The 12723-nt window shown below is 73.7% G+C and carries 16 protein-coding genes; 5 read left to right on the top strand and 11 right to left on the bottom strand.

The genetic code is table 11. From position 1 onward, the window contains the following. Nucleotides 1-198: 198 nt before the first annotated feature. The 4 genes from ACFW3D_RS41120 to ACFW3D_RS41105 all read right to left on the bottom strand — a co-directional run bounded on the left by ACFW3D_RS41120 (nucleotide 199) and on the right by ACFW3D_RS41105 (nucleotide 3974). The gene (locus ACFW3D_RS41120; protein ID WP_500513524.1) at nucleotides 199-1107 is read right to left on the bottom strand and encodes a hypothetical protein; all 909 of its coding nucleotides are present in this window, start codon (nucleotides 1105-1107) and stop codon (nucleotides 199-201) included. Nucleotides 1108-1519: 412 nt separating this feature from the next. Continuing rightward, a complete protein-coding gene (locus ACFW3D_RS41115) occupies nucleotides 1520-2416 on the bottom strand; it encodes an endonuclease/exonuclease/phosphatase family protein (protein WP_500513527.1) in 897 nt (298 codons plus the stop codon). Nucleotides 2417-2604: 188 nt separating this feature from the next. Then, nucleotides 2605-3117 carry a molybdenum cofactor biosysynthesis protein gene (locus ACFW3D_RS41110; RefSeq protein ID WP_500513523.1) on the bottom strand — a complete coding sequence of 171 codons (513 nt, stop codon included), beginning with the start codon at nucleotides 3115-3117 and terminating at the stop codon, nucleotides 2605-2607. Between the two features lie 47 nt (nucleotides 3118-3164). Continuing rightward, nucleotides 3165-3974, bottom strand: coding sequence for a DUF427 domain-containing protein (locus tag ACFW3D_RS41105; RefSeq protein ID WP_500513522.1), 810 nt, complete (start codon nucleotides 3972-3974; stop codon nucleotides 3165-3167). A gap of 130 nt (nucleotides 3975-4104) precedes the next feature. Between ACFW3D_RS41105 and ACFW3D_RS41100 the strand changes: the two genes are divergently transcribed. After that, complete coding sequence (locus ACFW3D_RS41100; protein WP_500513521.1) at nucleotides 4105-4380, top strand: hypothetical protein; 276 nt, start codon at nucleotides 4105-4107, stop codon at nucleotides 4378-4380. 17 nt (nucleotides 4381-4397) lie between these two features. Here ACFW3D_RS41100 and ACFW3D_RS41095 read toward each other — a convergent pair whose 3' ends face one another. Further along, nucleotides 4398-4907, bottom strand: a complete 510-nt coding sequence (locus ACFW3D_RS41095) for a DinB family protein (RefSeq protein ID WP_500513520.1) — start codon at nucleotides 4905-4907, stop codon at nucleotides 4398-4400. 139 nt (nucleotides 4908-5046) lie between these two features. Between ACFW3D_RS41095 and ACFW3D_RS41090 the strand changes: the two genes are divergently transcribed. Together ACFW3D_RS41090 and ACFW3D_RS41085 are read left to right on the top strand one after the other, a co-directional pair. Continuing rightward, nucleotides 5047-5424, top strand: coding sequence for an ArsR/SmtB family transcription factor (locus ACFW3D_RS41090; RefSeq protein WP_500513526.1), 378 nt, complete (start codon nucleotides 5047-5049; stop codon nucleotides 5422-5424). Further along, nucleotides 5421-5576, top strand: coding sequence for a DUF6126 family protein (locus tag ACFW3D_RS41085; protein ID WP_500513519.1), 156 nt, complete (start codon nucleotides 5421-5423; stop codon nucleotides 5574-5576). Before ACFW3D_RS41090 ends, ACFW3D_RS41085 begins: the two co-directional genes overlap by 4 nt. A gap of 13 nt (nucleotides 5577-5589) precedes the next feature. Here the strand turns inward: ACFW3D_RS41085 and ACFW3D_RS41080 are convergent, their stop codons facing one another. From ACFW3D_RS41080 to ACFW3D_RS41070, 3 genes are read right to left on the bottom strand one after another with little or no spacing between them, the layout of a single operon-like run. After that, on the bottom strand, nucleotides 5590-6015 hold the full coding sequence (locus ACFW3D_RS41080) for an ATP-binding protein (RefSeq protein ID WP_500513518.1): 426 nt from the start codon (nucleotides 6013-6015) through the stop codon (nucleotides 5590-5592). Next, complete coding sequence (locus tag ACFW3D_RS41075) at nucleotides 6012-6458, bottom strand: pyridoxamine 5'-phosphate oxidase family protein (RefSeq protein ID WP_500513517.1); 447 nt, start codon at nucleotides 6456-6458, stop codon at nucleotides 6012-6014. The genes ACFW3D_RS41080 and ACFW3D_RS41075 overlap by 4 nt, the downstream gene beginning before the upstream one ends. Beyond that, complete coding sequence (locus ACFW3D_RS41070) at nucleotides 6455-8131, bottom strand: SulP family inorganic anion transporter (RefSeq protein ID WP_500513525.1); 1677 nt, start codon at nucleotides 8129-8131, stop codon at nucleotides 6455-6457. The genes ACFW3D_RS41075 and ACFW3D_RS41070 overlap by 4 nt, the downstream gene beginning before the upstream one ends. 437 nt (nucleotides 8132-8568) lie before the next feature. Here ACFW3D_RS41070 and ACFW3D_RS41065 point away from each other — a divergent pair, with 437 nt between their 5' ends. Together ACFW3D_RS41065 and ACFW3D_RS41060 are read left to right on the top strand one after the other, a co-directional pair. Continuing rightward, on the top strand, nucleotides 8569-9171 hold the full coding sequence (locus tag ACFW3D_RS41065; RefSeq protein WP_500513516.1) for a TetR/AcrR family transcriptional regulator: 603 nt from the start codon (nucleotides 8569-8571) through the stop codon (nucleotides 9169-9171). A 26-nt stretch (nucleotides 9172-9197) separates the two neighbouring features. Further along, complete coding sequence (locus tag ACFW3D_RS41060) at nucleotides 9198-9632, top strand: Rrf2 family transcriptional regulator (RefSeq protein ID WP_500513515.1); 435 nt, start codon at nucleotides 9198-9200, stop codon at nucleotides 9630-9632. Nucleotides 9633-9694: 62 nt separating this feature from the next. Here ACFW3D_RS41060 and ACFW3D_RS41055 read toward each other — a convergent pair whose 3' ends face one another. The 3 genes from ACFW3D_RS41055 to ACFW3D_RS41045 form a co-directional block, all read right to left on the bottom strand. Then, on the bottom strand, nucleotides 9695-10552 hold the full coding sequence (locus ACFW3D_RS41055; protein ID WP_500513514.1) for a TIGR03620 family F420-dependent LLM class oxidoreductase: 858 nt from the start codon (nucleotides 10550-10552) through the stop codon (nucleotides 9695-9697). Between the two features lie 130 nt (nucleotides 10553-10682). Next, the gene (locus ACFW3D_RS41050) at nucleotides 10683-11432 is read right to left on the bottom strand and encodes an SDR family oxidoreductase (RefSeq protein WP_500513513.1); all 750 of its coding nucleotides are present in this window, start codon (nucleotides 11430-11432) and stop codon (nucleotides 10683-10685) included. Nucleotides 11433-11653: 221 nt separating this feature from the next. Next, complete coding sequence (locus ACFW3D_RS41045) at nucleotides 11654-12406, bottom strand: SDR family NAD(P)-dependent oxidoreductase (RefSeq protein ID WP_500513512.1); 753 nt, start codon at nucleotides 12404-12406, stop codon at nucleotides 11654-11656. Between the last annotated feature and the right edge of the window lie 317 nt (nucleotides 12407-12723).

Below are 12723 nucleotides of genomic sequence, written 5' to 3'. Positions count from 1 at the left end.
CCCCCCAGGTCATCCGTTCGACAGGGGGTAACAGTCATGCCGGGCCCGAAGGCCAGCGGCCCCATTGCAGGACCGCGAAAAACATAACGGGGGGGGGCGGAGTGGTGTCCGCGCGGCCCGGCCCGCGGCGGACGGCAGCCCGCCCCGGGCCCGTGTGCGGGCCCGGGGCGGGAGTGCCGTGAGGGGGAGCGAGGGGCGTCAGGCCTCGCCGCCCTGCGTGCGACGGCGGCGCAGGAGGAACACGCCGCCCGCCGCCGCGGCGGCCAGGAGGGAGGCGCCGGTGAGGCTCTCTGCGGTGTTCATGCCCGTCGAACCGCCGAAGCCGGTGTCGGGCGCGCCGCCGCCGTTGTTGTCGTTGTCGTTGTTGTTGTCGTTGTCACGGTCGTTGTCCCGGCCGCCGTAGCCGCCGTGGCCGCCGTGGCCGTGGTGGCGCTTGTAGCACTTGCGGTCGTTGTCGCGGCCGCGGTCGCCGTACCCGCCGCGGTCGCCGTACCCGCCGCGCCCGTTGTCGTCGCCACCGTCGTCACCGCGGCCGCCGTGCCCGCCCCGGCCGTGCCCGCCCCACGAGCACTTGTCGCGGCCGTGACCGCGGCTGTAGTCGCCGTAGTCGTCGTCGTAGTCGTCCCCGTAGTCGTCGCTGTCGTAGTCGTCGTTGTTGTTCGTGGTGCTGCCGTTGTTGGTGTTGGTGTTCGTGTTGGTGTTGGTGTTCGTGGTGGTTCCGCCGTCGCGGTCACCGGTCGTGCTGGTCGTCTCGGGAACGGTGAGGGTGCCGACGCTGCCCTGATCGGACTTCGGGCCGATCATGCAGCTGACGGTGATGGTGTACGTGTTGGCCGGCGCGTCCTCCGGGATCGTGAAGGTGCCGGTCAGCGGACCGCCGGGGGTCGCCGCGCTCAGGGTCAGGGCGTTGCGCAGCAGACCGGACGGGAAGGCGTTGGCGTTCACCATCGCGCCGGGCGCCTGGCAAACCTCGGAATTCGCGGTGACGGTGACGGAGCGTCCGTTCTGGGCGACGTTGACGTCGACCACGGCGAAGGCCTGCGAGTTCGGAAGCACGACCGCAGCAGCCGTCATCGTCGCCATCGCCAGGATACGAGCACCACGCATGGAGCTGAACCTCCTTGTGGACGGGGCAGGCGGGATGTGGCCCCCGGCACGACTGCCAGCGCGTCCTCGAGACCTATATGGCGATCATCTGCAGCCGCTCCGCACCCCGAGACCGGCGGAGGTGTACGGCCGAATGGGGTGGGGCCGTGGCGTCGCCCGGGACGTTTTCGCAGGTGGGAGTGGGTGTGAAGGCCCGGATAAGAAAAATGTGAAGAGATGTCCAACTGGGTGACAGATCATCAGATAATCTTGCGTCAGCAAGCTGGCGGAGGCCCGGTCTCCGGATGCCGGATTCGCTGACGAATCGTCAGCGGGCTTTGCCGTGCCCCGACATGCCATCAGAATGGCACCCCGCCATTTCCTGATCGAGCGTCAGGGACGGCTCGGTACTCCGGGATTCACCCGCCCGGGCTCAGAAGCGGATCCGGGCCGCGACGGGCAGGTGGTCGCTCCCGGTCGCGGGCAGGGTCCGTACGTCCGAGACCGTCGCGGAACGCGCCAGGACCTGGTCGATCCGGGCCACCGGGAACCGTGCCGGCCAGCTGAACGCGAGCCCCGACGCCGGGGCGCCCAGCCGGGACGTGAGCGGCGCGAGCCCGCGGTCGTCGACCGTGCCGTTGAGGTCCCCGAGCAGGATCAACCGGTCCAGTCGCTCGGCCGCGATCTCGGCGCCGAGGAGGGCCGCGCTCTCGTCCCGCCTGGCGGAGCCGAAGCCGGTCGGGCCGAGCCGCAGCGAGGGCAGGTGGGCCACGTACACGGCGACGTCCCCCTGCGGCGTCCGGGCGGTCGCCCGGAGGCCGCGGTCCCAGTCCCCGCCCAGATCCGCCGGCCGGATGTCGATCCTGCGCCCGTCCACCAGGGGATGTCTGGACCACAGCCCGACCGTGCCGAAGGACACGTGATACGGGTAGTCCGCACCCAGGGCGGCGCCGAACTCCGGCAGGAGGGACGGGGTCAACTCCTGCAGGGCGATCAAGTCACCACCGGCGGCGGCCAGTTCCCGTGCCGTGCCCCTCGGATCCGTGTTCTCGTCACTGACGTTGTGCTGCACCGCGACGAGGTCCTGCGCGGAACCGCCGTGCGGGCCCAGCAGCCCGCCGAAGACCGCGAACCAGGCCGCCGTCGGCACCAGCAGCGCGCCCAGGGCGACTCCCGAGCGCCGCAGCAGGGCCACGCACAGCAGCACCGGGACGCCGAGACCCAGCCATGGCAGGAACGTCTCGAGCAGGCTCCCCGCCCGGCCGGGGCCGTTCGGCACCGCGGCATGGCAGACGATCAGCAGCGCCAGCAGGAGCGGGAGCGCCGTCAGGACCCCGTCCCACCGCCGCCGGCCGCGCCATCCGCGGCCGACCGGCGCCGCGTCCGCCGGTCCGTGATCCGCCCGCGGGTGATTCGCCCGCCGGTCATCCGTCCACCCCACTGATCGCACGCAACAACGACGCCGGGCCGTGCGATCCGGTTCCCGTGCCGTACCGGGACGGGTCCCGCGCGCCCCGGTTACGAGGCCTCCGCGGCGTCCTCCACGACCCGGAACTGCGCCGGGCCCAGCGTGAGCACGCCGTCGCTCAGCGGAGTGCACCGCACCCCGCCCCTGCCGCGCAGCGCGCGCTGCGCCCCCGGACCGATGACGGTGTCCATCCAGGCGCAGGGCCGGGCGGGGCGGCGCACCGCGAACCGGACCGGCCCCGTTCCGGTGTCCAGCTCCACGGTCCTGCCGACGTACGCGTCGATGTCGACGCCGCGGAGCAGCACGTTGCGGCGGGTGTGCCGCAGGTCCGCCTCCGGGGCGATGTCCAGCGGAAGGGCCTCGGCGGCCATGAGCGTGACCGCGGCGTCGCGATGGGCCGGCCGCGCGTAGTAGCGGTCGCCCACGAGCCCCAGCCCGCTGCGCACCTCGGCACGCGGCACCAGTTCCCCGTCCGGTGCCGCCGACGGCCCGTCCGACGGCCGCCCCATGTACCGGTGCGCGGGCGACACCAGCAGTTGCACGACTTCGACCTGCTCAGACATGCCGCCAGCCTAGAACGCCGGCCGCTGTGTCCGGCGTGGCCTTCGTCTCAGGGCCGTCCGAGATGACGCCGGTCCCACGCGTCGCGGGACATCGCGGTGGGGCGGCGCAGCGGCGAGCCGTCGACGTACAGGTCGACGTGCTCGTTGTAGAACGCGACCATGCCTGCGACGGGGGCGCACGCCGCCGTGGGGAAGTCGTACGCCCAGGCGATGTCCTCGTGGGTGGCGCCGTCGCCGTCGAACGACCAGTAGCCGCTGGTCGTGCCCTTGTACGGGCAGCGCGTCACGGTGTCCGAGGGGCGCAGCCGGCGCCAGTCGACGTGCACGCGTTCGACGTAGTACCGGGTCGGCAGGCCCGTCTCGAACAGGGTCACCGCGTGCGGGGCGTCGGCGAGGACGGTGCCCTCGAGTTCCACGCGGACGCTGCTGGAGGAGCGCAGGGCGTCCACCCGGGTGTAGGGGCTCCGCGGGTGGACGAAGACCTGCTCGTCCTCCTCGTACCAGGCGTCGAGGGCTTCCCAGCGGAAACGCGCGGTGCCCAGGAGCCGGTCCGGGGCGCCTTCGTCCCAGACCCAGGCCGCGCCCTCGCGGATCTCGGAGCCGACGCGCAGCGAGTGGCGGCGCGCAGGGCCGGGGCCCAGCCGGCCGCCCCGGCCGTCGTCGGTGAGCTCCCCCTCGGTCAGGTCCGCCAGCGGGATGCTGTACTGCGGATAGCCGGGCCACTCCCACACGTACAGGGCGTGCCGGGTGTCCAGGACGGTACGGCCCCCGATCTGCGCCCGGATGCGGCGGGGGACGGGCTCGACGTGCCCGACCGGGACGATCAGACCCGGGTGGTTCACGCTCTCGTCCGCCATCGTGCTCACCTCGGTCCGTTCACGGGCTTCCGTACGCCCAGCTTCTCCGGCGCCCGCGCGATCGGCCACCCCGGCCGCGTCCGCGGGACGCCGGCGTCTCAGCCGAACACCGCCGACCACGGCCGCGTCGGTGGCCCCGTCCGGCGGCGGAGGGGAGCGCACGTGCGCCGCGCCCGAGGGCGGCCGCGGCACCCTGCTCGAACGCGACGCCGCTTCCCGGCAGGTCCCGATCAGCAGGTCGTACCCACCCAGCAGGTCGTACCCACCGGGAGCCTCGTCACGGGGACACCACGGGGTCCTGGCCGGGCAGATCACCTCCCAGGCCCGCCGTGAGTCGCCCGCGACGCGCGTCGTCGTCCCCGACTACCGCACCCTCTACGGCGCGGACATGCGGCCGGTGTCCTGACGTCCGCGCGGGGGCGGTCAGGCGCCCACCGTGCCGTCGACGCCCTCGCGGAGGAAGTCCGCGTGGCCGTTGTGGCGGCCGTACTCCAGGAGGACGTGCACCATGACCATCCGCAGGGAGACGTCCTCGCCCCAGCGCGGCTGGTGCCCGGTCAGATCCAGGGAGCCGGCCGCCGCCTCGATCCGTCGGGACTCCGCCACCTCGGCCTCCCAGGCCGCGAAGGCCTCGGCGCGGGTGGACGCGCTCGCGTCGTAGGCCGCCTGGAAGTCGATCCTGTCGGACCACACCATGGGCGCGTCCTTGTCCTCGAACACCCGGCGGAACCAGGCGCGTTCCACTTCCGCCATGTGCCGGACGAGCCCGAGCAGCGACAGGGTGGAGGGAGGCATGGACTGCAGCCGCAGTTCCTCGTCCGAGAGCCCCCGGCACTTCATGGCCAGCGTGGCGCGGTGGTAGTCGAGGAACGCCCGGAGCGTCTCGCGCTCCCCGCCCAGCAGCGGCGGGCCCACGCGGTCGTCGTCGGTCACTGGATGCTCACTTCCTCCATTGCGGACTGCGGGGGCCAGCCTTTCACCCGTGCCGCCCGGCCGGCCCGGGAATTACGGTGGGCTAGCATTGAAGAGTTCTTCAATTGGCGAATCTCTACAGAGGGTGCGGGTGGTCCGAGTGCAGGTTCCGCTCTACCAGGCCAAGGCGGAGTTCTTCCGCATGCTCGGGCACCCCGTGCGTATTCGCGTCCTCGAACTCCTGCAGGACGGCCCCAAGCCGGTGCGGGACCTCCTCAACGCGATGGAGATCGAGCCCTCCAGCCTCTCCCAGCAGCTCGCCGTACTGCGCCGCTCCGGCATCGTGACCGCCACACGCACCGGCTCCACCGTGGTGTACGAGCTGGCCGGCGGAGACGTGGCGGAACTGCTCCGGGCAGCCCGCAGGATCCTCACGGAGCTGCTGACCGGGCAGCAGGACCTGCTGGCCGAGCTGAAGCAGACCGAGCAGGGCTCCGTCGTCGCCGGCACGACGGGCACGACGGGCGACGCCGCGTGAGCGCCGGGACGAGCTCGCGCAAGGACACCGGCGGCGACACGTACAAGCAGAGGGCGGTGCTGCTGCGCGTCCTCGTCTACGTCTTCGTCACCCACTTCATCGCCGGTTTCATCACCCTGCTGTTCTACCTGGGGAAGCACGCCCCCAAGTGAGCGGGCCACGGGTTCAGTCCGGGTACAGCGGCAGGGTGACCCAGATGCCCTTGCCCCCGGTGCCGGGGTCGGGGTGCACCGCCACGGTGCCCCCGCACTCGGCGGTGACCTCGGCGACCACGGCCAGCCCGCTACCGGCCGCGGCGGCCCCGAGGAGGTCCGGCCGGTGCGGATGGCGGTCGTACACGGCGAAGGCGAGTACCCCACCGCCCGTCGCGTAGACGACGTCCAGGCTGGGGGAGACCCCGGCGGCGTGCCGAACGCTGTTGGCGACCAGCTCGCTGAGGATCAGCAGGGCCCGGTCCAGCACCGTGTCGCCCCGGGCGACGCCCCAGGAGCTGTAGACGTACTCGCCCGTCCTGCGGGCCACGGCCACGGACAGGGGCGCCGTCGGCAGGGTCAGCACATGGCGGCGCTGCAGCCTGGCACGGGCGGTCACCGGGTGCCGGGCCCGTCGCCGTCGGCGGTGCGGGTACCCGTGCCGGCGGGGCCGCCGAGCCGGTGGCCCTGGACCGTCAGGGGGTGGATCCGCAACAGGGTGTCGTGCGGGCCGTGGACCCATCCGGTGAGGGTGCGTCGGTAGTGGGCGGCCTCGTGGGCGTCGGCGAGGTCCTGGGCGGGCCCCGTGACCGTGACCGACCAGCCGGTGCCCGAGGCGTGGTGGAACCGGTCGCAGTGGTACGTCACGTCGCCCCCCTGCGTGACCGCGGTGAGCGGGACGGGTGCGCGGACGACGAGCGTGCCGTACCCCAGGACGTGGACGGCGGGGCGGACGAGCACCGCGCCCCGCAGTACGTGGACCAGGCGGCCGCTGCCGGCCCCTTGCAGCAGCCACAACGCCTCTGCCCCGGTCAGGTTGGCCATGCGGTACGCGGGGCTCATCCGGCGGCCTCCCCCTGCAGCACTCCGGCCCGGTGCAACCGGGCGCGGGCCGCGCGGACGGCCTCCGGGGCCGTGTCGTGCACCAGGTCCGCGTCCCGCAGTGCGTCCAGCACGCCCAGCGCGTCCAGTGCGTGCCGCTGTCCGGGCCGGAGGCCGGACGCCAGCACCGTGATGCCCCGGCGGTTCAGCCGGTCGATCGCGTCCTTCAGGACCAGGGCGCCGGTGGCGTCGATGTGGGTGACGCCGGAGAGGCGCAGGATGACCACCGACACGTCGGCGACCTCGGTGAGTTGGAGCAGGGAACGATGGGCGGCGGCGAAGAACAGCGGCCCGTCGATGCGGTACACCGCGATGTGCTCGGCGAGCAGGGCGGTTTCCCCGGCGCCCTGCCCGTCCGGCGGGCCCTCGTGCAGCGGCACCTGATCGAGCCGGACCTGCCGGGCTACCGCGCGCAGGGCCAGGGCCCCGGCCACCACCAGCCCGATGACGACCGCGTACACCAGATCAAGGGCCAGAGTGGCGGCCGCGGTCAGCAGCAGCACCGCGCCGTCGGCGCGGGTCGCCCGGGCCATCGCCCGCAGCGGGGCGACCTCGACCATCCGGATCGCGGTGGCGAGCAGCACTCCCGCCAGCGCCGCCAGCGGGATCCTCCCGACCAGCGGAGCGGCGAGGAAGACGATCACCGCGAGGACGGCGGCGTGGGCCAGCGCGGCCAGCCGCGAGCCGGCGCCCGTACGGACGTTGACGGCGGTGCGGGCGATCGCCGCGGTGGCCGGTACCCCGCCGAACAGCGGGACGACCAGGTTGGCCAGGCCCTGGCCGAACAGTTCCCGGTCCGGGTCGTGGCGGCGGCCGTGCGCCATCCCGTCCGCGACGGTCGCCGACAGCAGCGACTCCAGCGCGGCCAGGGCCGCCACCGCCACGGCCGGCGCCAGCAGCGAGGGGAGGGCGGCCGGGTCGAGGAACCCCAGGGAGGGCGTGGGCAGTCCGGACGGCAGGTGCCCGATACGCGCCACCTGAAGGTTCGCGGCCTCGGCGGCGATCGTGGCCGCGGCGACGGCCGGCAACGAGAACGGGACCCGGGGGCGCCACCGGGCACCCGCCAGGATGGCCCCGGCCACCGCGGCCGAGAGCGCGAGGGGTGCCCAGTGGGGGTGGGCCAGGAACTCCCGTACGGCCCGCAGGGCCACGGCCGTGACCTTCTCGCCGTCCGGCGTGGGCACCCCGAGCGCCGCGGGCACCTGCTGCAGCCCGATCACGCACGCGATCCCGAGGGTGAAGCCCTCCACTACGGGCGCGGGCACGTAGCGCATGTACCGGCCGGCGCGCAGCAGGGCCAGCCCGATCAGCAGCGCACCGGACATCAGCCCCACGGTCAGCACCCCGCCGGGCCCGTATTGGGCGACGATGGGTACCAGCACGACGGTCATCGCCCCGGTCGGCCCGGAGACCTGCACGTTCGATCCGCCGAACAGGGCCGCCACGGCCCCCGCCACCACCGCCGTCGCGAGTCCGGCCTCCGCCCCGAGCCCCGAGGAGACCCCGAACGCCAGCGCGAGCGGCAGGGCCACCACCGCGACGGTCAGACCGGCGAGCAGGTCCTGACGGGGCTGCCGCCGCATCGCCGTCAGATCGGCCCGCGCGGGCAGCAACGCGCGTACCGGGCCCCACATCCGCCCTGCCGGCCAAGTCACCGTGCGAAGACACCAGCCCTGTCGTCCATCGCCCGGGCCGGTTGCCTGGGACGGTCCGTAGCCGTGCCCGGGTTTCCCGTGGCGACACGGCGGGATCATCATGTAGTGAATTGAAGATTTTTGCAATTTGTGGATCCGAAGAGGGGCGTCGTGGACAGCCGCGGGTCCGACCCGCACCGGCGCGGCGACTTCCTGGTCGACGGCATCTCGGAACTCCACACCCGGGACCCGGACGTGGTCGAGTGCTTCCGCACGACCTGCCGGGAGGCCGAGGACCCGCTCGCGGCGGGAGGGGGCCCTGATCCGGCGGGGCTGCTGCGGATCGGATCGGCCTGGCGGCGCAGGCCCGCCGACCGCGCCCCTGGCGAGCGCGGTATTATAGCGGCCATTACAGATCGACGGGTCGGGAGGTCACGATGGCGGGAGGACGGCCGCGCGCCTTCGACGTCGACGAGGTCCTGGACCGGGCGCTCGAGGTGTTCTGGCGCCAGGGCTACGAGGGCACCGGGATCTCGGACCTCACCCGGGCCATGGGCATCAACCCGCCGAGCCTCTACGGCGCCTTCGGCAACAAGGAGGAGCTGTTCAAGCGGGTCCTCGACCACTACGCCGACGGCCCCGCCCGGTACATCCGCGAGGCCTTCGCCGAGCCCGGCGCGCGCCGGGTCGTGGAGCGGCTGCTGCACGGCGCCGCGGACGCCACGACCCGGCCCGACTGCCCTCCCGGCTGCCTCACCGTGCAGGGAGGGCTCGCCGCGTCGCCCGGGTCGCAGACCGTGCGCGACGAACTCACCGCACGCCGGGCGGCCGGCGAGACGGCGCTCCGTCTGCGGCTGGACAAGGCGCGGGCCGACGGCGAGCTCCCCGCCGAGGCCGATCCGGCCGATCTGGCCCGCTACTTCATCACCGTGTACCAGGGCCTCGCCGTTCAGGCCGCGGGCGGCGCGACCCGCGAGGAACTGCACCGGGTCGTCGAGCTCGCGATGGGCGCCTGGCCCGCGGAGCCGGCGGCCGGCTGACATCACCGAGGAGGAGGTCCGCGGGCGTGAGCGCCAACAGCAGGCTGACCGTCGCCGTCCACGTGCTCACGTGGATGGCCCTGGACCGGCGCGACGACGGTCCGGCGGCCACGTCGGAGCGCATCGCGGGCAGCGTCAACACCAACCCCGTGGTCATCCGGCGCTGCCTGGGCGAGCTGCGCAGGGCGGGACTCGTCGAGTCCCGGCGAGGTGCGGGAGCGGGCTGGAACCTCGTGCGCGAGCCCGAGTCGATCACCCTGCTCGACGTCTACCGGGCGGTCGAGGACGGCACGCTCTTCCGGCTCCACCCCGCCGCCCCGAACGCCGGCTGCCCCGTCGGCCACGGCATCGGCCCCGCCCTGCAGCAGGTGTACGACGGCCTGCACAGCGGCATCGAGCGGCAGCTCGCCGCCACCACCGTCGCCGACGTGCTCCGCGACACGCTCGCCCGGCGGCGGTGACCCGCGGCCCCGCGCGACTGGGTGTCCGGGGGCGGCGCGGGCACCGCGGGCCGCCCGCCGGTTCAGCCGGCGAGCGCCGCGAGTTCCCGCCACTCGGCCAGCGGGACGGCGGAGTCCGTGCCGACGACGTGCAGGCAGACGTGATCGGCCCCGGCCTGGTGGTGGTCGCGGACGCGCGCGCCGATGGCTTCGGTGCCGCCCCACGCCACGACGCTGTCGATGAGCCGGTCGCTGCCCCCGGCGGCCAGGTCCTCCTCGGTGAAGCCCTGGAGCAGCAGGCTGCGGGCGTAGTGGTCCATGGCCAGGAACGTCCCCAGGAAGCCGCGGGCGGCGGCGCGGGCCCCGGCCGGATCACGCTCCAGCACGACCGCCTGGTAGGGCGCCAGAAGGGGGCCGGGACCGAGCAGTTCCCTGGTGGCCGCCGAGTGCTCGGGGGTGACCATGAACGGGTGCACACCCGCTGTGCGCCGTCCCGCCAGCCCGGTCATCTTCGGCCCCAGCGCCGCCATGACGCGCTCTTCCGCCGGTACGGGGGCCGGGGCCCCGTCGAGCTCGTCCAGGTAGGCGCCCATGTCCGACAGGGGCCGGTAGGCGCGTCCCGTGCCGTGCGCGGCGGCCGCGTCGCTGACGCCGAGGCCGAGGAGGAGCCGGCGGTCGTACCGCTGCTGCAGGCGCGCGTGTCCCGCCGCCATCTCCACGGCCCGGTGGCGCCAGATGCTGAGCACGCCGACCGCGATGCGTGCGGTCCTCGTGGCGCGGAGCAGGCGCTCCGAGTCGCCCAGGACGTCGCCGCCGCCGAGCCCCGGGATCCACAGGGTGCCCCAGCCCATCGCGTCGAGTTCCGCCGCGGCCTCCTCGATCGCTCCGGGTTCGGCGGTGCGCAGCTCGATGCTCCAGATTCCTGTCCGTCCCAAGTCCATGGTGTGTGTCCCGTCTGTGCTGGTGGTGGCGGTGGTTGCGGTTGTCGTCCGCGGCGGGGCCGGGCGGGGCCGGGCGGGCCGGACACGGCCGTACCCCGCCCCGCCCGGGGGAGAGCGGCCCCGGTGGTGCTCAGACCTGGTTGGCCCCGCCGTCGACGAAGAGTTCGATGCCGGAGATGAAGGTGCTCTCGTCCGAGGCGAGGAAGACGGCCGCGGCGGCGACCTCCTCGGGCCGGCCCATCCGGCCGAGCGGCACCTGGCCCGCGAGGAAGCCCTTGAGCTGTGCCCTCCCCTCGGCGTCGGCCGCGAGGCCGTCGATACCGGGTGTGTCGATCGGGCCGGGGCTGATGGAGTTGACCCGGATCGAGCGCCCCCTGAGTTCGTTGGCCCAGGTCCTGGCGAAGGAGCGCACCGCCGCCTTTGACGCGCCGTAGACACCGAAGGCCTCGCTGCCGACGGAGCCCGCGGTGGAGCCGGTGAGGATGACCGAGGCGCCGTCGTTGAGGTGCGGCAGTGCCTTCTGGACCGTGAACAGCAGGCCCTTGACGTTGCTCCCGAAGATCTCGTCGAAGTGCTGCTCGGTGACCTGCTCCAGGGTGGAGAAGCTGCCGCCGCCCGCGTTGGCGAACAGCACGTCGACACGGCGCCCCTGCCGGGCGACGGCGTCGTAGAGCCGGTCGAGGCCCGCCGGGTCGGCGACGTCGCTGTGGACACCGGTGGCGCGGGGTCCGATCTCCGCCACGGCGGCGTCGAGTGCGTCCTTGCGGCGGCCGGTGACGAACACGTACGCGCCCTCGGCGGCGAACCGCCGTGCGGTGGCCAGGCCGATGCCGCTGGTGCCGCCCGTGACGATGGCGGTCCTGCCGTCAAGCTGTCCCATGGAATTGCTCCGTATCGCAATCGGTGATCGCCCGCACTGACGTAACCAGAGTTGTTACATTTCGCCGCAGGGGATGCCTGTGGCGCCCCTCGCACCGCGTTCGCACGCGTCGCGAGGGGGCGGCGGGTCGAGTTATGTAGTGGTCGATACGAAACTAAGTCGGCCTGCGGTGAGTGTCAAGCGCCGCTGTCTCCCGCAGCGGGGCGCGACGGGGGAGGGGATCAAACCTGCTGCTGGCCGCCGTCGACGAAGAGCTCCACCCCGGTGACGAAGGTGCTCTCGTCGGACGCGAGGAAGGCGACCGCGTCGGCGACCTCCTCGGGCCGGCCCAGGCGGCCGAGCGGCACCGCGGCGACCAGGCCGTCCATCAGGCTGCGGTCCTCTTCGGGGCCGGGCGCCAGGGTGTGGATCCCCGGGGTCTCGACCGGTCCCGGGCTCAGGGTGTTCACCCGGATGGCGCGCCCCTTGAGCTCGTTGGCCCACGTCCTGGCGAAGGAGCGGACCGCGGCCTTCGAGGCGCTGTAGACGGTGAACGCCTCGGCCCCGCCGCTGCCCGCGGTGGAGCCGGTGAGGATGACCGAGGCGCCGTCGTTGAGGAGCGGCAGTGCCTTCTGGACGGTGAAGAGCACGCCCTTCACGTTCGCCCCGAAGGTGTCGTCGAAGTCCTGCTCCGTCACGTCCTCCAGGCGGGCCATCCTGCCCCCGCCCGCGTTGGCGAAGAGGACGTCGATCCGCCGTCCCGCGGCCTCGACCTGCGCGTACAGCCGGTCCAGGTCGGCGGGCACGGCGACGTCACCGTGCACTGCGGTGGCCCGGTCCGGGCCGATCGCCGCGACCGCGTCGCGCAATTCCGGCTCCCGGCGGCCGGTGAGGTAGACGTGCGCGCCCTCCGCCGCGAGGCGCTCGGCGGCCGCCAGTCCGATGCCGCTGGCCCCACCCGTGACCACCGCGGTCTTCCCGTCGAAACGACCCATGCCCGACCTCCAGCGTCGCCCCCCAGCAGTATCCGGCGGCCCGCGCGCCGCCGCACGGCGGCTGCCGGCGGCCGGGCACCCACGGCCGGACGGAGCCGGTGCGGAGCCGGCGGGGCGTACGCGACGAGGGTGGCAGCACCGTACGAAGCGGCCCTTCCGCCGGAACCGGGACCACATCGGGCACTTCGGCGCCCTCCGCCCGCGCTTCGGCTTCGCATCTGTGCAACTGCGCGTACTCCCCCCGGATTTCGTCTTGTCACCCGGGTGTGATCGCCAGCAGGGTGCAGGGCGAGCCGCGGGCGCGATGGTGCGCCGTG

This window comes from Streptomyces sp. NPDC058864, assembly GCF_042742985.1.
In the GTDB taxonomy this organism is placed as follows: Bacteria; Actinomycetota; Actinomycetes; order Streptomycetales; family Streptomycetaceae; genus Actinacidiphila.
This window is presented reverse-complemented; position numbering and strand designations above follow the sequence as displayed.